Genomic DNA, 22,995 nt, shown 5'->3' on the forward strand with positions numbered 1-22,995 from the left:
CATGCTATACGTCGCGCCGCGCCCGTTTGGAACGGCTTAAATCGCGATCAGCCGTCCTTCTCGCGGATGTACTATCGGGCGAGCTGTTGTCAGAGAGCCAAAATCGGTGTGATCAAGTTCCGGGAAAAGAGCCAGGATTTCCGCCTGCGTGCGGCGCTCGGGTTGCGATACGGCGTGGCCGGGGTAGTAGCTTTCGGTTTTGGCACCGTTGGCCACGATAATCTCGTGCTGAGCAAAAAGCAGATGGATGTAATCGACCGTGCCTCCTTCGATCCGCGTCACGGTATCCCCGTTCACCATGCAATGCGCAGCGACCAATACCTCGGGCTCACCATACAGATACTGAGCGCGCCAGTCGTCGATCAGCATCCGATGCTGCGGAGACACCAAAAGCGCCTGCTTCAACCCGAACATTCCGGCCGGAAACCGAATGGGCGCAAACTTGCCTTCGGCGGCAACTGTCGTTCGCCCGATCCACAACAAGGGCTGAGGTCCCCTGTCTTGCGTGTTTACCAAATCCCCAACCTTGAGATCTTCGACCGCACGAGGTCCGGCCGGAGTGTCGATCATTGTGCCGGGTGTGAAGCACGGCGGGCCGAGATCTCCACCTACGGCGTCCACTGATCCGAAGGAACCGCCGTTATCGCTGAAATCCGTGACGGACGAGGACACAAACGTCCCCTCCTGCAGCACTTTGCCGTCGGTTGGCGTAAACACTTCACGCCCATCAGCCAGATAAAACGTCACCCCGGTATAGGTGACCTGTGAGCCGTCCGGCAACTCGATGGTCACGACATCGTCGAAATAGGAAGCAGAGATATCGGAACCGTCAACCGAGTCCCCATTCAACCGATTGATCAGGCCATTATCATTCTGATCGACCAGATCGAAACTCGAGACTGTCAGCGTCGATCCTGGCACAGTTCCGTTCGCCCCGGGATTTGCCGGGTCGAGGATGAAGAACTGGTCCGTATAGGTTGTGGGCATCTGAACACTCCACTTAACTCACACCATCAGGGATGCACCTTGACCGGGTATCCCAAAGAAACTGTGACCAACGCTAGGCGTTTTTTGTCGATTTGAGCAAGGAAATGCGATCAGAACGCTAAAATAACAAAACCCCGCGTGTTGCACAGGACACGCGGGGTTCCAATTCTCAGGCCGAAACGGTGTTATTCAGCTGGCACCGCTGTCGCTTCAACAGACAGAGGATGGCTCAGCTTATTCAGCATTTCTTTCGGGCAAACCTGCAGGAAGTTGCCTTTCTCGACATCCCAATGCTGCAAAATATCGGCCGCTTTTCGGCTACCGGTTTCCAAAACATGGCGTTCGATCAGAGATTTCAGCTGATCTTCCCAATGCTCCACTGTCACCGGACAGGCAACCAGCGTTTCCTTATTCATCAGCAGCTCTGCCTTGCCTTCGGGATCATACAGATAGGCCATGCCGCCGGTCATACCGGCACCAAAATTGGCACCGATTTCACCCAGGATCACGGCCACACCGCCGGTCATGTATTCACACCCGTTTGAGCCACAACCTTCGATCACGACCGTTGCGCCCGAATTACGGACAGCAAACCGTTCTCCGGCACGTCCCGCAGCAAACAGATGGCCGTCAGTTGCACCATAAAGGACAGTGTTGCCAATAATCGTGTTGTCATCTGCCTTCAGAGGGCTGACCTGAGGAGGTCGCACCACGATGGTACCCCCCGACAGACCTTTGCCGACATAGTCGTTGGCGTCGCCCGACACTTCCAGCTTCAACCCCGGAGCCGCAAAGGCGCCCAAAGACTGCCCCGCCGAGCCTTGCAGTTTCACATGCAAGTGGTCGGACTGGAACGTGTTGCGCATCCCAAAGTTCTTGACGATATGGCTGGACGTACGGGTACCCACCGTGCGGTGCGTATTCTGGATCGCGTACGACAGCTGCATCTTTTCGCCATCCTTCAGGAACCGGGCCGCATCCCGTACGATCTCTGCATCAAGCGTATCGGGTACCGCGTTGCGGTCCTTGTCACGGTTGTAGACGATATTGGCCGAGCCATCGACGGTGATCAGCAATGGGTTCAGGTCCAGATCGTCCAGATGCGCCGAACCACGGCTGACCTGCGCCAGCAAATCGGCCCGGCCGATGATCTCTTCGATGGACCGCGCACCAAGGCTGGCCAGCAATTCACGCACTTCCTGCGCGTAGAAGGTAATCAGGTTCACGACCTTGTCCGCGCTACCGGTAAACTTGGCGCGTAAGGCGTCGTCCTGCGTACAAACTCCAACCGGGCACGTATTCGACTGGCATTGACGCACCATGATGCAACCCATCGCGATCAGGGCGGCAGTGCCGATACCGTATTCCTCGGCCCCCATCATCGCGGCCATGACGATATCGCGACCGGTGCGTAGGCCACCGTCGGTCCGCAGCGTGACGCGATCCCGCAGGTTGTTCATCGCCAGAACCTGATGTGCCTCAGTCAGGCCCATCTCCCACGGAAGACCGGCATATTTAATCGAGGTCGCGGGCGAGGCGCCGGTGCCACCGTTGTGACCCGAAATAAGGATAATATCCGCTTTCGCCTTGGCCACACCGGCGGCAATCGTGCCAACGCCCGAGGATGCCACCAGTTTAACCGTCACCTTGCAGCGCGGGTTGATCTGTTTGAGGTCATAGATCAGCTGCGCCAGATCCTCGATCGAGTAGATGTCGTGGTGCGGCGGCGGCGAGATCAGAGTGACGCCCTTGGTCGAGTGCCGCAGACGGGCGATCAGGTCGGTGACCTTCATGCCCGGCAGCTGACCGCCCTCACCGGGTTTCGCACCCTGAGCCACTTTGATCTCCAGCTCTTCACACTGGTTCAGGTATTCGGCGGTCACACCGAACCGGCCCGAGGCCACCTGCTTGATCTTGGCCGATGGGTTGTCGCCATTGGGTTCCGGCACGAAATGCGCCGGGTCTTCGCCACCCTCGCCGCTGTCGGATTTCGCACCAATCCGGTTCATCGCGACGTTCAGCGTCTTGTGCGCCTCGGGGCTCAACGCGCCCAAGCTCATGCCCGGCGTCACGAACCGCTTGCGGATCGAGGTGATCGATTCCACCTCTTCCAGCGGGATTGGTTTACCCAGCGGTTTGAAGTCCATCAGGTCGCGCAGATGGATCGGCGGGTTTGATCGCATCTTGGCCGAATATTGCTTCCACAGCTCATATGAGGCTCTGTTACAGGCCATTTGCATCATATGCATCGAAGTGGCTTCCCACGCATGGGTCTCACCCGATTTGCGCGCCTTGTAGAAACCACCGATGGGCAGCACGTCGAGACCGCTTTCCCAGCCCTTGGCATGGATCGCCTCGGCCTTGACACGGATACCATGCACGCCGATGCCCGAGATGCGGCTGGTCATGCCGGGGAAGTACTCGGCCACCATGGCGCGGCTCAGGCCAACGGCTTCGAAATTCAGGCCGCCGCGATAGGACGACACCACCGAGATACCCATCTTGGCCATGATCTTGAGCAGACCCTGATCGATGGCTTCTCGGTAACGCGCGACGTTCTCGGTCAGCGTGCCATCCAGCAGGCCACGCTCGATCCGGTCGGCCAGCGAATCCTCGGCCAGATAGGCGTTCACCACCGTCGCGCCACAGCCGATCAGAACGGCGAAGTAATGCGGGTCGATACATTCCGCCGAGCGCACGTTCAGCGAGCAGAAGGTGCGCAGGCCCTTGCGGGTCAGATGGCTGTGCACGGCGCTGGTGGCCAGGATCATCGGCATCGCAACCTTGCCCGGTCCTGAGTACTGATCGGTCAACGCAAGATGCCCGGCACCCGAGCGTACGGCCTCCTCTGCTTCGGCTCTGATACGGGTCAAGGCGGCGTCCAGCGCGCCCTCACCCGGCTCGAAGGTACAGTCGATCTCGGCCAGCGGCGCGTTGAAATCCTTAACCAGAATTTCCCACTGCGCGTTGCCGACAAAGGGGCTTTCCAGAACGATGATCTCGGTCTGGCTGCTGTCCTCATCCAGCACGTTCTTGAGGTTACCGAACCGAGTCTTCAGCGACATCACGCGGTATTCGCGCAGACTGTCGATCGGGGGGTTGGTCACCTGGCTGAAGTTCTGGCGGAAGAAATGGCTGAGCGGGCGGTATTGCTTGGACAGCACCGCCGAGGGCGTATCGTCACCCATCGAGGCCAGCGCCTCTTTCCCGTCCTCGGCCATCGGCGCCAGGATCTGCTCCAGTTCCTCGACTGAATACCCCGCAGCAATCTGACGCTTGCGCAGCTCTTCGCCCGTGAACAGCGGTTGTTCGGTCACACCGGCGAGTGTCGTGTCCAGATCGGCAATCTTGCCCACCCATTCGCCAAAGGGCAGCGCGGCGGACAGCTTGTTCTTGATCTGGGTATCGCGGAACAGCTTGCCCTTTTTCATGTCCACGGCCAGCATCTGGCCCGGACCCAACGCGCCCTTTTCGACCACGGTTGCCTCGTCAATCGGTACCATGCCCGCCTCGGACCCCGCGATCACCAGCCCGTCGCCGGTCACCACATAACGCATTGGGCGCAGACCGTTACGGTCGAGACCGGCACAGACCCAGCGGCCATCGGTCATCGCCAACGCAGCGGGACCATCCCAAGGCTCCATCACCGAGTTGCAGTAGGAATACATGTCACGCCACGCCTGCGGCAGTTCGACGGCCTGCTTGGACCAGCTTTCCGGAACCAACATGGTCTTTGCCATTGGGGCCGAGCGACCTGCACGCACCAGAACCTCAAAAACCGAGTCTAATGCGGCGGAATCCGACGATCCACCTGCGATGATTGGCTTGATATCTTCAGCGTGGTCACCAAATGACGCCGACGCCATGCGGATCTCATGGCTCTTCATCCAGTTGATATTGCCCTTCAGCGTGTTGATCTCGCCGTTATGGGCCAGCATGCGGAACGGCTGCGCCAGCCACCACTGTGGGAAGGTGTTTGTGGAATAGCGCTGATGATAGATGGCAAAAGCGCTTTCGAACCGTTCATCCATCAGGTCCGGGTAGAATACGGCCACTTGCTCGGCCAACATCATGCCTTTGTAGATGATCGACCGACAGCTCAGCGAAGCTAGGTACAGATCCGTGATGCCAGCCGCCATTGCAGCCTTTTCGATCCGGCGGCGGATCACGTACAGCTCACGCTCGAACGTTTCTTCGTCCACACCTTTGGAATTCGAGATCAGAATCTGCTCGATCTCGGGCCGGGTTGCATTGGCCTTTTCTCCCAGGCAAGTCACATCCACCGGCACGTGACGCCAGCCGTAGATGTAGTAACCCATCCGCAGAACTTCGGTTTCGACGATGGTCCGGCACTGTTCCTGCGCGCCAAAATCCGTGCGGGGCAAGAATACCTGACCGACGGCTACCAGCTGATCCAGCTTGGGCTCATGCCCGGTGCGGCGAATCTGGTCATAAAAGAACGGAACCGGGATCTGAACGTGAATCCCGGCACCATCGCCGGTTTTGCCATCGGCATCCACGGCTCCGCGGTGCCAGATCGCCTTGAGCGCAGCGATACCGGCATCAACAACCTTGCGCGATGCCTTGCCATCGACAGATACAACAAGACCCACACCGCAGGAGGAATGCTCTTCTTCCTCGGAATAGAGACCATTTTCAGCCATCCACTGACGTTTGGCTTCTTCGGCCCGCACCCAATCGGCATCATATTTGGTCATTGGCTGTCTCCTTCTTCGGATGGGGCATACATGGCTTCAACCTCAGCTTTGGTCATTTGCCGGCGTTCGCCTGCGAACGCGTAAGCCTCAGGCTTTTTGTCGATATAGAGTTCAAGTTTCAGTTGGTTGCCGGTGCTGTTTTCAAACAAACCGGCCGCCATTTGTGTTTGGCCGTGCATCTCGCCAGGCAAAGTGATCCGGTACCATAGGGAAGAGCCGCATTCTCCGCAAAAGGCGCGCTCGGCCCAATCGGAAGAGGTAAAGGTCTTCACCGGGCCCAGCGCGGCATATCCGGGCTCGGCCGGGAACGTCACCAGCATCGAACTGGTCCAACGGCGGCACTGGTCGCAATGGCAAGCCCCCAGCGCGTCGCGCGCAGGGGTTGCGGTGACTGTGACCGCGCCACACATGCATTGGCCTTGCAATTCGGGCATCATACCCTCCTGTCGCTGGGCAGTTGATTATTCGGCTGCAATGGCAGCCTTGGTGTTGAAGCGGTCGATAATAGCGTCGGCACAGTCGCGGCCGTCGCGGATGGCCCAAACCACCAGCGAAGCACCACGCACAATGTCGCCGATGGCATAAACACCATCCAACTCGGTCTCGCCGGTTTCGAAGGCCGCCTTGACGGTACCCCAGCGCGTTACAGGCAGATCGGGTTGGCCAAACAGGGTGGGCAGGTCCTCGGGTTCGAAGCCCAAGGCCTTGATGACCAGATCGGCCTCTTCTACGTAGTCGGCACCTTCGATCACTTCCGGTGCCTGACGGCCCGTCGCGTCAGGCTGCCCCAGGCGCATCTTCTGCACCATCACGCCCGAGATCATGTCATCGCCGATGAACCCCTTGGGTGCGCTGAGCCATTCGAATACAACGCCCTCCTCTTCGGCGTTCTGTGTTTCGCGCATTGAGCCGGGCATATTGGCCCGGTCACGCCGATACAGGCATTTGACCGAGATCGCGCCCTGGCGGATCGAGGTGCGCACGCAGTCCATTGCGGTATCACCACCACCGATCACGACAACCTTTTTGCCTTCGGCATTCAACCGGCCATTGTCGAACTCCTCGACAGCATCGCCAAAGCTTTTTCGGTTCGATGCAGCAAGGAAATCGATCGCTTTCTCGATCCCTGCAAGACCACTGCCCGGCATGGACAGGTCGCGCGACTTATAAACCCCGGTCGCAATGATCACGGCGTCATGCTTGGAATGTATTTCCTGGAACTTGGCCGCGTCCACGTCACAGTTCAGCACGAACTCGACCCCGCCGTCGGCCAACAGCTCGTTGCGGCGCTGCACGATATCCTTTTCCAGCTTGAAGCCAGGGATGCCGTACATCAGCAAACCACCCGCACGGTCGTAACGATCATAGACCGTGACCTGAATACCAGCGCGGCGCAACATATCCGCGGCAGCCAGTCCACCCGGGCCACCGCCGATGATTCCAACGCTTTCGCCGCGCTCCGTGCCCGGTTCCACGGGCTTGATCCAGCCTTTGTCCCAAGCTGTGTCGGTGATGTATTTCTCGATCGTTCCAATGGTGACGGTTCCATGACCGGATTGCTCGATCACGCAATTGCCCTCGCAAAGGCGGTCCTGCGGGCAGATGCGGCCGCAGATCTCGGGGAAGGTATTAGTGGCCTGGCTGGTCTGGTAGGCCTCTTCAAGGCGTCCGGTCGCCGTCAAACGCAGCCAGTCCGGGATGTTGTTATGCAGCGGGCAGTGCGACTGACAATAGGGAACGCCACACTGGCTGCATCGGCTCGCTTGTTCGGCAGCCTTTTCGGCAGCAAATTCGGCATAGATCTCATCAAAGTCTTCCTTGCGGTCGTTGGCGGCACGCTTTTCCGGCATGTCGCGTTCGATCTGCACAAATTTCAGCATCGGTTGCTTGGCCACGGGTCAGACTCCATGAATTGGCTTGGTCGAGCCTCTTTACGGGATGCCATATCGAATGAAAAGTCAGCCATACTGACCTAAATACGAAAAAATTCCACTCAAATACTAATCGCGCCGGATTTATTTCATTTTTTAGGTCCGATTCGGACCCATATGAGCGCTTTTCTTTCAGGCAACACACTTATACCCATGAAATCAAAGAATGCGTGACGGCACCACGGCAGGGCACATGAGTCTATTTCAACTGATTCTCGTGGCAATTATTCAGGGCATAACTGAATTTTTGCCAATTTCATCCTCAGGGCACTTAATCCTGCTGCCCAGCCTGACCGGGCTGGACGACCAGGGCCTGGCTATAGATGTGGCTGTGCATGTCGGCACACTGGGCGCGGTTGTTCTGTATTTTTGGGCAGACGTAAGACTGGCCCTCGTCGGGTTACCCAAAGCCCTGACGGGACGGATCGACACCCCTCAGTCGCGCTTGGCGTTTTGTCTAATCATAGCAACCATACCAACAGTGATTGTCGGAGCGATTCTGCATTTGACGGGCCTCAGCCAAGCCATGCGTTCCATTACGGTGATCGGATGGACGATGCTTGGTTTTGGTTTGCTTCTGTATTGGATGGATCAAAAAGGGGCGCAGACCAAACAGGCGTCAGATTGGGGCGTGCGAGACGCGGTCATCATGGGATTGTGGCAGGTGCTGGCGCTGGTTCCAGGCACATCGCGCTCGGGCATTACGATTACAGGCGCTCGTCAGCTTGGTTATACCCGAGAAGACGGCGCCCGGATCGCTATGCTGATGTCCATTCCTACAATTATCGCGTCCGGAGCCCTGCTGTCGGTAGATGTAATCCGGTCAGCTGACGCACAGCTGGCAAAAGACGGGGCCATCGCCGCCATCTTTGCCTTCGTCGCAGCCCTGCTGGCTCTGACTCTGATGATGCGCTTGCTGCGCAGCGTCAGCTTCACACCTTATGTGATCTATCGTGTGATTCTGGGTGCTGTCCTTCTGACCATCGCCTACAGCTGATCAGATCCGCAGGTTTCCGGCCGAGTTCTGAATGTCGTCATACTGGCCCGCAGGACGGAATTTCCACAGATACTCGGGCAGAATAGACTCCAGAGCGGAAGGCTCGATACCCAGATCTGTGAAGGTCATTGCGCCTTCGGACACAACATTGTCCTGACGCAGGTTTTTCAATTGATCCCTGGTCAGGATATGGTTCGGAAACAGCTGAAAGCTGACAAACTTCGCGATATCCAGCGCGCCGGCCATGATTTTTCCGATCCAGAACGGCAGACCAACGATAACGCGACGTCGACGAATGACTTCCAGCATCTGCTGCATCAGTGCGCGGAAGGTTTTGACCTCGGGCCCGCCCAGCTCATACCTGCCCGCAGCCGCGTGACCTAGAACGCCGCGAACAGCTGCCTTTGCTACATCGTCCACATAAACCGGCTGAAAGTGTGTGTCTGCCCCAACCAGAGGCAGAATTGGCGCCATCCGCGTCATGGCCGCGAACCGGTTAAAGAACTGATCTTCAGTCCCGAAGATCACCGATGGGCGCAAAATGACAGCCTCTGGCACGTGGGCGAGCACAGCCGCCTCGCCTTCAGCCTTGGTGCGCGAATATTCGCTATTTGAACCCGCATCGGCGCCAATCGCCGAGATGTGCACCATTCGGGTAATGCCCTGTTTCGCGGCCAAACGGGCAACGCGCTCTGCGCCCTCAGACTGCACCTTGTCAAATTCGTTCTTACCCAGCTCGTTCAGAACACCAACACAGTTGACCACGGCATCCGCACCGCGCATTGCCATAGCGACTGACGCGTCGTCGCGAATGTTGCAGAGAACGGGTTCGACTTGTCCGACAACACCATAAGGTTTGACGAACATTGCTTCATTGGGGCGACGCACTGCAACCCGAACGCGCCACCCTTCATTCGCCATGCGCCGCGCAATGTAGCGGCCGACAAATCCCGATCCACCGTAAATCGTGACCATTTTGGACATGATGGAGCTCCTGCTGTGTAGGTCTTGGTTCGATCTACCGTTCTCAAGCCCGGCAAACAAGGAGCAATAACGCCGCGCAACCATGAATTCACGCAACGTGCACAGACCGACATCCGGACCCCTGAGTTTGCGCCAAAAAAACTTTCGAAATTCTTTTCGAATCTAGTTGACGCCCCCCGCCAGTAGGCTTAAACGCCCCTCCACGACACCTGCCCAGGTGGCGGAATTGGTAGACGCGCTAGCTTCAGGTGCTAGTGTCCGTATGGACGTGGAGGTTCGAGTCCTCTCCTGGGCACCAAACTTCCCATTAAAGTATAAAATTTTCAGGGCCTTATGGAAGGCTGTCTAATTTTCGTCCATCTTATTGCCCACCCTTAGACTAACGCTGTAGCAACTCCTTTCTGGCTTGAAGGGCCTATTCCGTTGAAAAGCTCTTCCTTGATTGCGGGGTAACTCGCTGATTCAATTCTGCCAACAAGCGGGGGGATCAGCCATGATGGGACCAAGACAAGAATCTCAGGCAGCGCGGTTTTACGAGTTCTCACTTGCGGATCACTTTCCCCAAAGTGACGAAGGTTTTTCGCGGCTGCAAGTCATGCAGACGCCTAAAATCAGACTGAAACATTTAGAATTCCCCGATGTTTGCTTTTCTTGATTTCGGGTAACTGTAACACTTTATACCAGTGTAACAAATAACGTAACAATTAGTATTTAGGTAACGATGAGCGGAATCTCAGCCGAGGATGTTGCCGGCGCCGCAGAAAAAATTCTCGAAGAAAACGATTGGATGACGGCTGATAGAGTCAGCGTCCGAAAAGTTCGGGAGAAGCCGGGCTCAGGAGCCCTAACAACGATCCTGGAGCACCTCAAGACGTGGAAAGTCGGCCAGCAGCCGGAGATTTCCGCCCCGACGATCTGCAGGACCGGGCCTAGTCATTCGTCGACAAGGTCTTCGAGGCCGCCATGGCCACGGCCCGGGCGGAGTTGGAGGATGAGCGCCGCCTAAACTCTGAGGCTCTTCTTGATGAAGCTAATGAGCTCGAACGCCGGTTCGAGGAGATCAAGGTTACCGAGGCTGAGCTTGTCGCTGCACGAGAACAGAACCGGGATTTGCGCAACGAGAACGAGCGCCTCGGTGAAGAAGCTAATCGCCTGACTGGCGCTTACGAGGATGAAAAGAAGAGGGCTGACGCATTGTCCGCCGGAAATCTCGCGCTTGAGCGTGAAAATGCAACGGCCGGCAAGGATGAGATCGCCGATCTGAAAGCGCAGCTGGCAGCTATGACGGCAAAATATGAAGCGGCCGAAGCTGAAAGGGGAAGTTTGGAAGAGATTCTGAAGGTGCGGAAATGACCGAAGAAAGAAGGGAGCCTGAAATTCTCCGCAAGATCGCCGAGGAACTTAAAGCCCGAGGTCCGCGGACCGACATCCCGTCCGATCCGGATGAGTATTGGCGCCAGCAAGTACCGGAATTTTACGGGCCCGGGGGAATTTGGCACGTGAATGCTCAGGTCGAAGATGTGGAGAAGGCGATTAAGAAAGCCAGGGGTCAGCAGGCATTAGCCGGCACACCTTTCTTGCGGGACACGACTGATCGAGAGCGGGTCCTCTCTGAACCACGCAAAATGGGTTAATCGTGAGTGTTGCTAGCTTCGGCCATCTTACTCAGGCCGAGATTCAGCCCCTCCGCCAGCAGAACATTCAGCGGTCCAATCCTGTCTTTGCAAGGCCCACCTGTTCGCAGATGGGTGAAGGCGTCTGTGAATCCAGTGACTTCATCCACTTCCAGAAGCAGATCGGTGATACGAATGTCTGGAAGTTGCCGATAGAGATCGAGGACGAGCTCTTCCGCCTCGTCAGGTACGGCGGTGGTCAGTCGTTCGATCTTGAGCGCGCCATTCTCGATAGACCCGCCGGGGGGTGGCACCGTGCCTGGCAGCACGCGCTAAACGGTTCAGGCCGTCGATGATCTGCACCTTTCGATCCGCAAGCCAAGTGACCGGATCACGAGGCATTGTTAATCTGGGGATGGCGGAAACGGCTGGGATTGGCACAAGGGCCTGCTTCAAATCGGCGTAGCGCTTTGAATGCCCAGCCAGATATCTCCGGAACGGAAATCGTCGCGTAGATGAAACGGCACTGCAACTTCCCAGAGGCGATGGTCATCCTCCGGCTGAGCTTTAAGGTGTCGATGCCATTTCGAGTTTTTGCGCAGAAATTCTATCGGTTTCACCCGGTCGCTTTTTCCACCAACTAACTCAGCGGCATTCACCATGGGAATAGCCACCGGGGCGGCCCTAATATCCAGAGCTTTCAGCATTCGCGGCGCATAAGGGCTGTCCTTGATTGTACGGTTAGCTTTCCATGGGTCAGATATTGCGCTGTATCCGAGGTCTGGAATAAGCCCATCTTAACTGATTTCGCGTCCGGTTTTTTATGGCGCGCAATGCGCAGCAAGCTGACTTTGCAAGACCAGCGTCGCTCCGTGAAAGCGGATATTGGCTGCGGTTAAAGTCGCCGGACGCAACTTTCCATTTATCAGGTCCGGTTAAGTTCTTTCCCAAAATAGTATCTATCAGATAGATGGATTGTAACTAAAGGTATTTCATCCGGATCTGTAGAAGCGTCGGAAAACAGGAGATACCACCATGACAAAATCAATCACGATCATCGGCGCCACGGGCCATTTGGGACATCGCGTGACTGCCAAACTCGTTGAAAAAGGTGCTGACGTGACCGCAATGGTGCGGAACCAAACGGCAGCTAAAGCCACTTTGCCCGCTGGCGTTCGGTTGGTTCAGGGCGACGTGTCAAACCCGGCCAGCCTGGCATCGGCTTTGCAGGGAACGGAGACACTGTACATCACCTTGAACACCGAGACGCTGGACACCAGCCTGCCATTCCACACGGAACGGGAAGGTGTGATAAATATCGTAGCGGCCGCAAAAGAGGCTGGCGTTCAGCACATCATGCAAATTGCCGGGGTCGACTACGCGTATCCCGAGTTTTCAACCGAAGGCATGGCCTATGGCACCAATGCCATCCGCAAAGGCGGCATTGAGGCCATCAAGGCATCGGGCATCCCCTATACCTTCTTTTATTGTTCGTTCTTTCTGGATTCGCTGCCCAAGCTTTTGATGGATAACCAATTGGCGGTTATCGGAAATCACATTAATCCGATCTGGTTCACCAATACCAGCGATCTGGCGAAACTAGTCTACAATGCCATTGGCAATGATGCGGCCAAAAACAAGGAATTTGCGGTGCAAGGCCGGCAGGCCATCACGTATACCGAAGCAGCGACAGAGTTTCTGGCGTCTTACGCGCCAGACGCACAGGTGATCGAGTTGCCGATGGAAGCGCTGGGTGAGATGGGTCTGCCGAAAGAGCAGGCAGATTTTATCGAGCACGTTCTAACCTTCGTGCAGCAGCTAAAGGAAGAGCGAGTGGACGGTGAAACCCGTGCGGTTCTTGGTGCACCAAAACACACCATCACTTCATTCGCCAAGGAGCTTCGCACCGAGGCTTAAGTCACTGTGGAGTTCTGTATAACAGCGTTTTCAGCCAACAGTTCCATCAGCTTGGCAGTTGCCTGCCCAATTGGCTTTTCGAAAGACCAAACCATATCCACTGAACGTTCGGCATAGGGTTTGGTCTCGAATTGCAGGGGCAGGATCTTTAACTCACCGGTTTGAACAAAGACGTCCACCGCATGCAAAGGCAGTGCTGACCACCCAAGGCCAGCCTGCACAAGATCTATGGCCTCGGCTGCACTGCTGACCTGCCAAATCGACGGCGAGGCCTTGAGGATTGCGCTGTTGGGGTTGTCGGCTTCTTTAAGCAAGATCTGACGATGCAGGCGCAGCTCCTCCCACGAGGTCGAGGGCATCTGTGCAAGCGAGCTTTCCGGGTGGCTGACACAAACCAGTCTGAGTGCTCCCAGTGAGCGAAAATCGAGCGCTTGGGGAATGCCCGCTGGCTCCAAAATAATGCCCAGATCCGCCGTGCCTTCGGCGATCAACCGCTGAATTTCTCCGGCAGTAAAGGACTGGATTTCCACATCAACGGCCGGGAACTCAATGCTGAAGGTTCGGATGATCTCTCCCAGATTGGCCAGTTTGATGTGTGGCGCTATGGCAAGTTTGACACGGGTCTCAGGCGCCATCGCCAGAGCGTCTGCCACGGCAAGAAGCCGGCTGCGTCGTTCCAGCAGAATCTCGGCCGACGAGATCAATGCCTCCCCGGCTTTGGTGAGGATCGGATATCTCCGGCTGCGGTCGAATAACTCAACGCCCAGATCGATCTCAAGATTGGCGACAAGGGTGCTGATCACCGATTGCGCCTTGTTGCATTTACGAGCTGCGGCAGAAAAAGACCCTTCGCTGTGGGTGCTGACGAAGGCTTCCAATTGTTCAAAGGATGCGCGCATCTGGGTGACCTGCCATCTATCGGTTTACCAGATGGTATCTACCTTTATTGATCTCAACAATAGGCTAAAAGCTCCACTAAAACTGGATCTCGGGAGAATTCTCATGAGCTTTTCTGGAAGGATGGTTCACGCCGCGTTGTATGAGGTTTTCGCGCTTTTGAGCGTAGCCCTCCTGCTGCCGCTGATCTCGCATGCCGATGTGCAGAAATCCGTGATCATGGGGGCTTTCTTTTCCTTGGCCGCGCTGGTGTGGAACGTGATCTTTAACGTCACATTTGATTGGTATTTGGTGAATATCCGAAAAAACACTCATAAGTCGGCGTCAGTGAGGGTGGCGCATGCTCTGCTATTCGAAGGCACCTTTGTGATTTTGACCCTGCCTGTTCTCGCCTGGGTTATCGGTCTGACTTTGTGGGGAGCGATGAAATTGGAGGCGGTGCTGATTGTCTTCATCACAATCTACACGTTTGTGTTCAATATCGTATTCGATTGGTCTCGTGTGAAATTGGCTAATCAGACTGTGTCGTGACCGGCACGCGTGAAAGCCCACCTTTGGTTCACAGACCACCAGCGTAGCGCCCGCTTTGGGCTGCCTGTTGTCATTGCCTTTTGGCTTGGGAACGTCAGTTTTATTGGGCGGCTTGTTCCTTCGTGGCTTCGGAGATTTTGCATGCCCGCGAATGTCTCGTCTGACGGGCCGCACCGCGGCGTCGAACCTCTCCGACGGATAACCGCTTTGGGCCGTTGACGTTGGTGATTGTCTAATAGGGCTAGCCCTAGTAGGACATGAGGATCCTGAAAAACGGGCGTCTCACTAGGCTCAGGACCCATTGATTTCCGTCTGTCGGCGTGATTCATCGGTCGAAAACCGAGCGGTGACATGTCTGATCTTTTTTGGCTGAGCGATACGCAGATGGCGCGTCTGGAGCGCTATTTCCCTAAATCCCACGGCAAACCACGTGTCGATAACCGCCGTGCCCTGAGCGGGATTATTTTCGTTAACCGCAACGGCTTACGGTGGCGGGATGCGCCCAAAGAGTACCGGCCGCACAAGACCCAGTACAACCGCTGGAAACGATGGAGTGATAAAGGCATCTTTGCCCAAATGATGGCTGGTCTGGCCGCTGAGCATTGCGACGAGAAGACGGTCATGATCGCGCAACCTATCTGAAAGCTCACCGCACAGCGTCCAGTTTGGGCGTCAAAAAAGGCGACACGGTCGCCTGATTGGCAGAACCAAAGGCGGCATGAATACCAAGTTGCACGCCATCTGTGACAGCAAAGGGCGACCTTTGAACCTCTTTGTTACCGCTGGGCAGGTTAGTGATTACATCGGTGCAAAGGCCCTTTTGAGCAGCCTGCCCAATGTCGATTGGCTGCTCGGAGATCGAGGCTATGACGCTGATTGGTTCAGACAAGGCCTGAAAGACAAGGGGATACGCGCCTGTATCCCGGGCCGGAAGCAACGCACGGCCAACGTCAAATATGACAAGCGCCGCTACAAGCGGCGCAACCGGATCGAGATTATGTTCGGCAGGCTAAAGGATTGGCGGCGGGTGGCAACCCGTTATGACAGGTGCCCGAAGGTATTCCTCTCCGCCATCGCTCTCGCCGCCACTGTCATCTTCTGGTTATGAAACAAGAACGAGTCCTGACCCTAAGCACTTGAGCTCATGGTTACTATCAAACACAACACTCAGCGCACTTGATGGATGGTTGCGAATTTGCCCGGTGCACCAAGGGACTGAACTGAGGAATTCTTTTTGATGGTGGGTTAAACTGAAATTTGTCCCACCAAAATGAGCTCAAGTTCACTAATCATGTCGTGAGCGACGATCCAACTACTTAATTGGTGCAAAGACGAAAGAAATTACCTTGGCGAACCAAAGTCGCTAGATCGGTCTTCTCCTAAATTGCCAAAGCCTTGTGTAAATTCATCTGAAAAAACCAAGAAGCTGGGTTCCTGCGGAAATAACCGCTCAAACCAAACGGCTACAAGTGCTGGATTTCACGCCCCACTGTACTATTTGACGGTAGTTTTTGTGGATACGTCTTTGAGGGGCTAAGTACCTTTTCGTCGATCTGAAATACAGTGCGAAGACCATCCAAGTCGAAGTCGCAATGATCCTTCACGGTGCCAATCATTGACCCACAAAAGGCATGCGCTTGAACCCAGCCTTGGACCATGCTTTCGAACCGTAGGAAATCCTGCAGTCCTTTGATCCGAAGAAGCTTTGAATTTTCTTCTAAGGCCGCTGTAAGGCGCCCGTAGACCCGTTGCCGATGTTTTCTGGCGCGGGCAGCAAATTCGTTTTCGTTGGCTTCGGTCGGCCATGCCTCGAGTTCACCTGATTTGGTCGGACAAACCCAACACCCAAGCATACTGAAGCCTTGTAAAATGCCGATGGCCTGTTCCGTCTTCCTGTGAAAATCCCCTCCCGGCAGCCCGGCAATACCGGAACTCAGGGCTTTGGCTACGTCCTATGCAGCATCCGGTGAAACGGAAAACGCGAAGTTGTTATCGGCATGGTTCAAGACCTCTGACCCTGCCGTCTCCGCCAGTGGAATATTGGCGATGCACCAATCCGCTACGGCTGCTGAGGACGCACTGCCCTGTGGTATGCCTGAAGGGGATGATATATACTCGTACAGAACGTATTGGGGATGCGCAGTCCATTTTGCACCCTTTGCCAGCACGATTTGCCTTTTTGCCTCATTTGGGAGGGGTAAGGCGGCGATCAGGGCTTCTTCCGTGAAACTCGGGAAGAAATCCGTGATGTCGATTTCTGTTACTTGGGCATATCCTTTCTTCTCGATGATGGTCATTGCGTGCTGGACCTTTTCAGAAAAGGTCAGATCAGCGAGCTGGAAATCTTGCGGCGCAAATGTCAGTTCCAGCAGTTTTTTGACCATGCGTTGCGCCGCACGGGCAATCGGGCCGAATGAACTGATGACCCGGAAACTCTTGCCAGATGTCTTGGGTTGTTACGCAAGTTCCCGAATGCTGAGTTGCCCTTACCCTTGCGTCCACGCCTTTGTGTAAGAACCCCGACTAACGTGACTTCTAATGGTGTGGAACACCCGCGCCGGAGTTTTGAGACCCGCTTCTTGGACAATTTCCTCGGCTTGGACCAGGGCTTTCATAGCCCAGGAGTGAAGGCGAACGTTCTGATCTTCGACAAAAAGCCGACATCAAAAGAAGCTCAGACCAGGTAGCTGTGGATCTATGACTACAGAACGAATGTTCACAAGACGCTGAAGACCAAACCTTTGGTGCGAGCCGATTTGGATGATTTTGTGCGTTGTTACCATGAGCGCAAGAAGGGGAGCGCTTCAAACGGTTCAGCTATGAAGAGCCTGTTTCTCGGGACAAGCTGAATCTCGATGCCTTTTTGGTTGAAAGATGATAGTTTGGAGGATGCTGACGCTCTTCCAGAACCTGATGTGATTGCAGCTGAGATGCTGGACGACCTCGAATCCGCTTTGTCGCAATTTTGAGGTGTCCTTGGTGAGATATCCGGAATGATAGATGATTGAGGCGGGGAATAATCTACAAAACCTTGGTAACTCTGCCTAACAGATTATCGAACCCCGAAAAATCAATGGCCAATGTGCCGCCAACCGAATGCATGATGCACTTGGGTTGACCCGAGGTGCCGGACGAAAGCAGTATGAACAAGGGATCGTTGAGCGCCACTCGGACCAATTCTGGCGCTTTTGCAGGTAAACCTTGCCGCAGATCCTCCTCGGCTAGGCTGACAGAAGGCAGGCTTGTCTCCAACCCTCCCGGAATCCGCAATCGGATCGACGCCTTCACTGTTTGCAGCGCAGGCACCGCGTCCGACATCTTACTTGCGGCTTCGTACCATTTGCCGTTGTGGAAGTGACCATCGGCCCAGAGCAGCACTTTGGGTTCAATCTGTTGAAAGCGGTCAACGATTGCGCCAGCGCCGAAGTCAGGTGATCAGAACGACCAGATCGCACCCAAAGAGGCGGTCGCCAGCATATAGATCACCGCACCCGGAAAATTTGGAATGACAGCGGCCACCCGATCACCCGCAGCGACACCTTGCGCGCACAATACCTGCTGCACGAGCGAAACTTTATTAGCCAGCGCGTCCCATGAAAGTGAGACCGTTTCCCCACCCTCAGACCGGAACAGAATTGCAACGTCCTGCCCCTTCCGTCGCAGGCAATTCTCGGCATAGTTCAGACGCGCGTCGGGAAAGAAGCGCGCCCTTTCTATATTGTCAGCATCTACCAGCGCCGGGCCGATTTTCACTCCGATCACCCGGCAAAAATTCCACAGCTTGGACCAGAACTGGTCCGGTTCCGCGACAGACCACTGATGAAACGCCTCGAAGCTTTCAAACTGCTGATCTGTGATGTGTTCGATCTGGCGCTGCAGGCGCGTGATCGCCAACCCTTCGTGAGTGCAGGCGGATAAAGACCACAATTCTTCCTTCTTTTTTGCGTCGCATTCATCAATTTGGGCTGGGTCAAAACACTCAGCGTAGCAGCGCTTTCAGGTCTGTAGAGGGATCGGCCACCAGATCGGGATCCGGCGACTTATCGCCTTCAATCAGGCGCTTTGCGACCATGTATCCGCGCGGGTCATTGATTGCATCCACGGCCAACAGGCGATCCCTCGCGTAATACCAGAACGACACAGCGCCCATGCTGCCTTGGCGAGTGACGGTCCGGTCATAGCCGGTGGACAGGCCGACAATCTGGAGCTTGGTGTCATATTGGTCGGACCAGAACCATGGTTTCGCCTGATAGGTGGCGTGTTGCTGCATGATGTTCTGCGCTACGATCTCGCCTTGATCGATGGCGCTTCCGACGCTTTCCAGACGAATACGGCCCTTGCCATGTGGAAACGAAGTGCAATCTCCCACTGCAAAAATGTCCAGGTCCGATGTCCGACACCGGTCGTCAACACGAATGCCGTTTTCCAGCGTCAGACCAGCCTCGTTAGCCAAGGCGTCATTGGGGCGAATGCCAATCCCGACAATCGCGGTATCCGCGTCGATGTTGCTGCCGTCAGACAGCGTCGCCGAGACGATGCGACCATTGTCTCCCGTCAGCTTCCGCAACTTGACGCCTTCGCGAATGTCGACGCCATGACCTTGGTGCAAGCTGCGGAAGTAATCCGATGTCGCCGGCGATGCGACGCGCTGTAATATACGCTCCGCGGCCTCGACCAGCACCACCTTCATGCCGGATTTGGCGGCGACGGCGGCGGCTTCGAGCCCGATAAACCCGCCCCCAACAATCAGGGCCGTACGATCAGGACCAACATCGCTTTGCATCCTGTCAGCATCCACCAACGATCGCACATAGTGCACGCCCTTCAGATCACCTCCTATTGAAGCCGGTAGCCTGACAACGTTTGCGCCGGTGGCCAGAACCAACTTGTCATAGGGCAGGACAGTCCCATCCGACAGGGTCACTTCACGAGCCGACCGGTCGATAGCCTTCGCTGAATTCGACAAAATCAATTCGATGTTTTCGTTGGAGTAGTAACTGTCTGGACGAAAAAACAGCCGTTCAAGCGCCATTTCGCCCAGAAGATAGGCCTTTGACAGAGGCGGTCGCTGGTATGGCGGATGGTCCTCATCACCGATCAGAGTAATTTTTCCAGCAAAGCCAAGGGACCGCAGTTTGGAACAGACCGAAAATCCAGCCTGCCCGGCACCGATCACCACAACTTTTTGTGGCTCTGACCGCATCGAATCTTTCATAACGAAATTCCTCTTTTTCAAGCAGAACGAGACCGACACTGCGCTCAGGAAACCAAGCGCAATGAAAACGGCATGTTTACTGCAGCTGAATTCAGCTGACTTCGCGCAGCCTTGTGGTGGCCTTTTGCATGGCCAGAATGAGAGCATCGCGTTTTGCCGACAGTTCAGCCGGTGACTGACCTCGCGCGGCGTCGCCAACACCTTTGATCATCTGCATGGCGACGTCTTCGTTCAGGTGAATCTGACCAAGGTCATCCCACCAGCCGTTGAACGTCTCAGAGAAGTGATCGCAGAAAGCCTCCAGCCCGCCTTCACCTGCGCCCAGATTGAACAGCATGGTCGGGCCCATCGCAGCCCACCGCAGTCCGGGGCCTGCCCAGACCGCTTTGTCCACATCCTCTACCGAGGCGACACCTTCCATCACAAGGCTGATCGCTTCGCGCCAGATGGCGGCCTGCAAACGATTGGCGACGTGGCCGGGTTTTTCTTTGTTGACGCGGATGGTGACTTTGCCGACGGCCTCGTAGAACCGCTCGGCCCCCTCGACGGCACTGGCATCGGTCAGGTCGTTGCCCATCACCTCGACCAGAGGGATCAGATGTGGCGGGTTGAAAGGATGGCCCAGCACAAAGCGCGCGGGGTTTTTCCAGCCGCCCTGCATCTGACCTAGCGTCAAGCCAGAGGCCGAACTTGCCACGATGGCATTAGTCTTCAGAACAGGTTCGATTTCGGCAAATGTGGCATGTTTGATCGCCACCCGCTCGGGAACGTTTTCCTGAACGAAATCGGCGCCATCAACGGCCGCAGCGGCACTGCTGTGAAAGTTAAGAGCGTCCGGATTGCCATTTTCTGTAAGGCCAAGCTCGGTCAGGGTCGGCCACGCCATCTCGACGTAGTCGCAAACAGCTTTTTCCGCCGTCGGAGCCGGATCGAACACCGCGACCGACCGGCCCGAAGCCAGAAACAAGGCGGCCCAACTGGCGCCGATGACTCCGCCTCCAAGGCAGGCTGTATGTGCAAATTCCACCATCAGAATAATCCCGGATTAAGAGGCGATGCAGCCGTCATGCCGCCATCCACCGTGAAACACTCGCCGCTGACATAGGCCGCTTTTTCTGAGGCCAGCCACGATACCATATGGGCGATGTCCGAGGGCTGCCCGAACCGGCCGACCGGGTGACGGGCCAGTGCATCAGCCATGGCCTTTTGCGGGTCATTGGCCAGCGCAAAACCGTCTTCGGCCATTTCCGTCATGATCCAGCCGGGGCGGATCGCGTTACAGCGTACTTTGGGGCCATGATCGACGGCGATTGAACGGGTCAACCCGTGCACCCAGGCCTTGGACGCGTTATAAAGCGCCATGGACGGGTCCGCGACCACACCCGAGATCGAGCCGATGTTGACGATGTTGCCGCCGAGCTCGGTCATGTCTTTCAATGCTTCCCGGCACATGTTGAACACGCCTTTGCAGTTGACGTTCATCACCAGGTCCCAGTCGCCATCTTCGCTGTCGGCGACAGTCTTTTCGACCTGAACACCCGCATTGTTGACCAGCAACGAAACCGGGCCAAAGGCCGATTTCGCCTCGGCGAACAAACGCATGGCTTCGTCGTTTCGGGACACATCGGCAGTGACCCAAAGAACAATGTCAGGTAGGTTCTCCGGACGACTGCCCCGCCCGCATGTAACGACGTTATACCCATCGGCGACAAGCTGATCGACGATGGCTCGGCCAATACCCCGGCTACCACCGGTTACAATTGCAGTCTGCTTTTCTATATTGTTATCCATGAGCGATCATTACGTGTCTGACGGCAGTATAGGCATCCAGCGCAAAGACACTCATATCGCAGCCGGTGCCCGAGGATTTCATTGCGGCCCAAGGCATTTCCGGGGTCGCGACTCCATGCGTGTTCACCCAAGTAAACCCATAGCGCATCCTGGATGACATCCGCATTGCGCGACCAGTATTGTTGGTCCAAATCGAGGAGGCCAGACCGAACGGGCCGGTATTGGCGACCTTCAGGGCCTCTTCCTCATCGCTGAAACGCGAGATGGTGACAACAGGACCAAAGATCTCATTGCAGAACACCTCGGCGTCATGGGCGACATTTGCCAGAACAGTGGGTTCATAGAAGAAGCCGGGACCGTCGATCACATTGCCACCGGCCACGACTTCGCAGTTCTCCCGCGCGCGGTCGACGAAACCGGCCACGGTGTTGCGCTGGCCTGCGGAAATAATTGGCCCCATTTCAGTGCCTTCGGCCTTCTGTGCGCCGACCTTGATCTGGCTGACCTGATCGACCACGGCGGCGACGACCTTGTCATAGACCGCATCGGTCACCAGCAAACGGCAGGGTTGTGCGCAATCCTGCCCGGCATTGAAGAACGAGCCAAAGCGCACGGTTTCTGCAATTGCGTCAATGTCAGCATCTTCGAACACGATCACGGGCGCTTTGCCGCCCAGTTCCAGATGCACATGGCGGATCTGACGCGAAGCGGCTTTCATCGCCTCGGCTCCGGTTGCGTTCGACCCGGTAATCGAGATCGCTTCGGTACGCGGATCGTTGATTATCTGGTTGCCGATGTCGCGCCCCGTGCCATGCAGGATGTTGACGACGCCCTTGGACGCAACACTGGCAATCAACTCGCCCGCTTTCAGTGTCGACAGCGGAGTGAGCTGCGACGGCTTCAGCGTTACCGGGCAGCCCGCAGCAAGTGGTGCGGCCAGTTTCCAGGCTGCCATCATCAGCGGATAGTTCCAGGGCGCAATCGCAGCAACGGGTCCGACCGGATCTTTGCGGATCATGCTGGTGTGACCGGCCACATATTCGCCGGCCGTCACGCCTGTCACAGTGCGTGCGGCTCCAGCGAAAAAGCGAAAAGTATCCAGCGTCAGCGGCGTTTCGTCATTCAGTGCCGAAGGCCAGGGTTTGCCTGCATCCAAGCTTTCCAACTCTGCCAGTTCCTCGATATTCTCTTCCAGAACATTGGCGATTTCAGTCAACAGCGCCGAGCGCTCGGCCGGCGTGGTTTGACCAAATGTCTCAAACGCCTCATGCGCGGCGGCGGCCGCGGCCTCGGCCTGTTCGGATGTGGCGGAGTTGATCGCACATATCTCTTCGCCAGAGGCAGGGTTCAGCACCGCGATTGCGTCGCCGTCCCCTTCGACCAATTCGCCATTGATCAACATTTTGGTTTGCAT

Annotated in this window: 17 protein-coding genes, 1 tRNA gene and 3 pseudogenes; 8 read left to right on the plus strand and 13 right to left on the minus strand. The window is 56.2% G+C overall.

From position 1 onward, the window contains the following. Nucleotides 1-36 precede the first annotated feature (36 nt). The 4 genes from AC2TCY_RS00090 to AC2TCY_RS00105 all read right to left on the minus strand — a co-directional run bounded on the left by AC2TCY_RS00090 (nt 37) and on the right by AC2TCY_RS00105 (nt 7,600). Nucleotides 37-987, minus strand: coding sequence for a Hint domain-containing protein (locus tag AC2TCY_RS00090; protein WP_480844684.1), 951 nt, complete (start codon nt 985-987; stop codon nt 37-39). A 185-nt stretch (nt 988-1,172) separates the two neighbouring features. Beyond that, nucleotides 1,173-5,705, minus strand: coding sequence for a glutamate synthase large subunit (gene gltB / locus AC2TCY_RS00095; RefSeq protein WP_480844685.1), 4,533 nt, complete (start codon nt 5,703-5,705; stop codon nt 1,173-1,175). Then, nucleotides 5,702-6,139: a GFA family protein gene (locus AC2TCY_RS00100; RefSeq protein ID WP_480844686.1), complete on the minus strand. Its 438-nt coding sequence runs from the start codon at nt 6,137-6,139 to the stop codon at nt 5,702-5,704. The genes gltB and AC2TCY_RS00100 overlap by 4 nt, the downstream gene beginning before the upstream one ends. Before the next feature lie 27 nt (nt 6,140-6,166). Further along, a complete protein-coding gene (locus tag AC2TCY_RS00105) occupies nt 6,167-7,600 on the minus strand; it encodes an NAD(P)-dependent oxidoreductase (protein ID WP_480844687.1) in 1,434 nt (477 codons plus the stop codon). A 229-nt stretch (nt 7,601-7,829) separates the two neighbouring features. On the opposite strand from AC2TCY_RS00105, the gene AC2TCY_RS00110 reads away from it, so the two are divergent. Beyond that, nucleotides 7,830-8,633, plus strand: coding sequence for an undecaprenyl-diphosphate phosphatase (locus tag AC2TCY_RS00110; RefSeq protein ID WP_480844688.1), 804 nt, complete (start codon nt 7,830-7,832; stop codon nt 8,631-8,633). Here AC2TCY_RS00110 and AC2TCY_RS00115 read toward each other — a convergent pair whose 3' ends face one another. Then, complete coding sequence (locus AC2TCY_RS00115) at nt 8,634-9,617, minus strand: complex I NDUFA9 subunit family protein (protein WP_480844689.1); 984 nt, start codon at nt 9,615-9,617, stop codon at nt 8,634-8,636. 211 nt (nt 9,618-9,828) lie between these two features. On the opposite strand from AC2TCY_RS00115, the gene AC2TCY_RS00120 reads away from it, so the two are divergent. From AC2TCY_RS00120 to AC2TCY_RS00135, 4 genes are all read left to right on the plus strand, one after another. Beyond that, nucleotides 9,829-9,915: transfer RNA gene (locus tag AC2TCY_RS00120), tRNA-Leu, on the plus strand. A 423-nt stretch (nt 9,916-10,338) separates the two neighbouring features. Beyond that, nucleotides 10,339-10,623 carry a DNA-binding protein gene (locus AC2TCY_RS00125; RefSeq protein ID WP_480844690.1) on the plus strand — a complete coding sequence of 95 codons (285 nt, stop codon included), beginning with the start codon at nt 10,339-10,341 and terminating at the stop codon, nt 10,621-10,623. Then, nucleotides 10,581-10,970 (plus strand): hypothetical protein, encoded by a 390-nt coding sequence (locus AC2TCY_RS00130; protein ID WP_480845502.1) that lies wholly within the window; start codon nt 10,581-10,583, stop codon nt 10,968-10,970. Before AC2TCY_RS00125 ends, AC2TCY_RS00130 begins: the two co-directional genes overlap by 43 nt. Then, nucleotides 10,967-11,251, plus strand: coding sequence for a hypothetical protein (locus tag AC2TCY_RS00135; protein ID WP_480844691.1), 285 nt, complete (start codon nt 10,967-10,969; stop codon nt 11,249-11,251). Before AC2TCY_RS00130 ends, AC2TCY_RS00135 begins: the two co-directional genes overlap by 4 nt. On the opposite strand, the pseudogene AC2TCY_RS00140 reads toward AC2TCY_RS00135, so the two are convergent. Continuing rightward, a pseudogene (locus AC2TCY_RS00140) lies at nt 11,251-11,949 on the minus strand (Tn3 family transposase); the annotation flags it as partial. The gene AC2TCY_RS00135 and the pseudogene AC2TCY_RS00140 sit on opposite strands and share 1 nt — an antisense overlap. A gap of 316 nt (nt 11,950-12,265) precedes the next feature. On the opposite strand from AC2TCY_RS00140, the gene AC2TCY_RS00145 reads away from it, so the two are divergent. Further along, on the plus strand, nt 12,266-13,147 hold the full coding sequence (locus AC2TCY_RS00145; protein ID WP_480844692.1) for an SDR family oxidoreductase: 882 nt from the start codon (nt 12,266-12,268) through the stop codon (nt 13,145-13,147). On the opposite strand, the gene AC2TCY_RS00150 is transcribed toward AC2TCY_RS00145, so the two are convergent. Then, nucleotides 13,144-14,046 carry a LysR family transcriptional regulator gene (locus AC2TCY_RS00150; protein WP_480844693.1) on the minus strand — a complete coding sequence of 301 codons (903 nt, stop codon included), beginning with the start codon at nt 14,044-14,046 and terminating at the stop codon, nt 13,144-13,146. The genes AC2TCY_RS00145 and AC2TCY_RS00150 overlap by 4 nt on opposite strands. Between AC2TCY_RS00150 and AC2TCY_RS00155 the strand changes: the two genes are divergently transcribed. Together AC2TCY_RS00155 and AC2TCY_RS00160 are read left to right on the plus strand one after the other, a co-directional pair. After that, a complete protein-coding gene (locus tag AC2TCY_RS00155) occupies nt 13,940-14,575 on the plus strand; it encodes a PACE efflux transporter (RefSeq protein WP_480844694.1) in 636 nt (211 codons plus the stop codon). The two genes, AC2TCY_RS00150 and AC2TCY_RS00155, sit on opposite strands and share 107 nt — an antisense overlap. A gap of 351 nt (nt 14,576-14,926) precedes the next feature. Beyond that, a pseudogene (locus tag AC2TCY_RS00160) lies at nt 14,927-15,683 on the plus strand (IS5 family transposase). A gap of 844 nt (nt 15,684-16,527) precedes the next feature. On the opposite strand, the gene AC2TCY_RS00165 reads toward AC2TCY_RS00160, so the two are convergent. The 6 genes and pseudogenes from AC2TCY_RS00165 to AC2TCY_RS00190 form a co-directional block, all read right to left on the minus strand. Continuing rightward, a complete protein-coding gene (locus AC2TCY_RS00165) occupies nt 16,528-16,959 on the minus strand; it encodes an RNA-dependent RNA polymerase family protein (RefSeq protein ID WP_480844695.1) in 432 nt (143 codons plus the stop codon). 637 nt (nt 16,960-17,596) lie between these two features. Continuing rightward, a pseudogene (locus AC2TCY_RS00170) lies at nt 17,597-18,502 on the minus strand (AMP-binding protein). Nucleotides 18,503-18,554: 52 nt separating this feature from the next. Continuing rightward, a complete protein-coding gene (locus tag AC2TCY_RS00175; RefSeq protein ID WP_480844696.1) occupies nt 18,555-19,790 on the minus strand; it encodes an NAD(P)/FAD-dependent oxidoreductase in 1,236 nt (411 codons plus the stop codon). A gap of 91 nt (nt 19,791-19,881) precedes the next feature. Further along, the gene (locus AC2TCY_RS00180) at nt 19,882-20,820 is read right to left on the minus strand and encodes a 3-hydroxyacyl-CoA dehydrogenase NAD-binding domain-containing protein (protein ID WP_480844697.1); all 939 of its coding nucleotides are present in this window, start codon (nt 20,818-20,820) and stop codon (nt 19,882-19,884) included. Then, on the minus strand, nt 20,820-21,581 hold the full coding sequence (locus tag AC2TCY_RS00185; RefSeq protein ID WP_480844698.1) for an SDR family NAD(P)-dependent oxidoreductase: 762 nt from the start codon (nt 21,579-21,581) through the stop codon (nt 20,820-20,822). Before AC2TCY_RS00185 ends, AC2TCY_RS00180 begins: the two co-directional genes overlap by 1 nt. Beyond that, nucleotides 21,574-22,995 (minus strand): aminobutyraldehyde dehydrogenase, encoded by a 1,422-nt coding sequence (locus AC2TCY_RS00190; RefSeq protein WP_480844699.1) that lies wholly within the window; start codon nt 22,993-22,995, stop codon nt 21,574-21,576. The genes AC2TCY_RS00185 and AC2TCY_RS00190 overlap by 8 nt, the downstream gene beginning before the upstream one ends.

The organism is Ruegeria sp. HKCCD7181, from assembly GCF_057221055.1.

Bases quoted from the DNA above. Each gene is read 5' to 3' on its own strand.
- AC2TCY_RS00090 (WP_480844684.1), bottom strand. From the start codon at position 987: ATGCCCACAACCTATACGGACCAGTTCTTCATCCTCGACCCGGCAAAT.
- gltB (WP_480844685.1), bottom strand. From the start codon at position 5,705: ATGACCAAATATGATGCCGATTGGGTGCGGGCCGAAGAAGCCAAACGT.
- AC2TCY_RS00100 (WP_480844686.1), bottom strand. From the start codon at position 6,139: ATGCCCGAATTGCAAGGCCAATGCATGTGTGGCGCGGTCACAGTCACC.
- AC2TCY_RS00110 (WP_480844688.1), top strand. From the start codon at position 7,830: ATGAGTCTATTTCAACTGATTCTCGTGGCAATTATTCAGGGCATAACT.
- AC2TCY_RS00115 (WP_480844689.1), bottom strand. From the start codon at position 9,617: ATGTCCAAAATGGTCACGATTTACGGTGGATCGGGATTTGTCGGCCGC.
- AC2TCY_RS00125 (WP_480844690.1), top strand. From the start codon at position 10,339: ATGAGCGGAATCTCAGCCGAGGATGTTGCCGGCGCCGCAGAAAAAATT.
- AC2TCY_RS00130 (WP_480845502.1), top strand. From the start codon at position 10,581: ATGGCCACGGCCCGGGCGGAGTTGGAGGATGAGCGCCGCCTAAACTCT.
- AC2TCY_RS00135 (WP_480844691.1), top strand. From the start codon at position 10,967: ATGACCGAAGAAAGAAGGGAGCCTGAAATTCTCCGCAAGATCGCCGAG.
- AC2TCY_RS00145 (WP_480844692.1), top strand. From the start codon at position 12,266: ATGACAAAATCAATCACGATCATCGGCGCCACGGGCCATTTGGGACAT.
- AC2TCY_RS00150 (WP_480844693.1), bottom strand. From the start codon at position 14,046: ATGCGCGCATCCTTTGAACAATTGGAAGCCTTCGTCAGCACCCACAGC.
- AC2TCY_RS00165 (WP_480844695.1), bottom strand. From the start codon at position 16,959: ATGGTCAAAAAACTGCTGGAACTGACATTTGCGCCGCAAGATTTCCAG.
- AC2TCY_RS00175 (WP_480844696.1), bottom strand. From the start codon at position 19,790: ATGAAAGATTCGATGCGGTCAGAGCCACAAAAAGTTGTGGTGATCGGT.
- AC2TCY_RS00180 (WP_480844697.1), bottom strand. From the start codon at position 20,820: ATGGTGGAATTTGCACATACAGCCTGCCTTGGAGGCGGAGTCATCGGC.
- AC2TCY_RS00185 (WP_480844698.1), bottom strand. From the start codon at position 21,581: ATGGATAACAATATAGAAAAGCAGACTGCAATTGTAACCGGTGGTAGC.
- AC2TCY_RS00190 (WP_480844699.1), bottom strand. From the start codon at position 22,995: ATGCAAACCAAAATGTTGATCAATGGCGAATTGGTCGAAGGGGACGGC.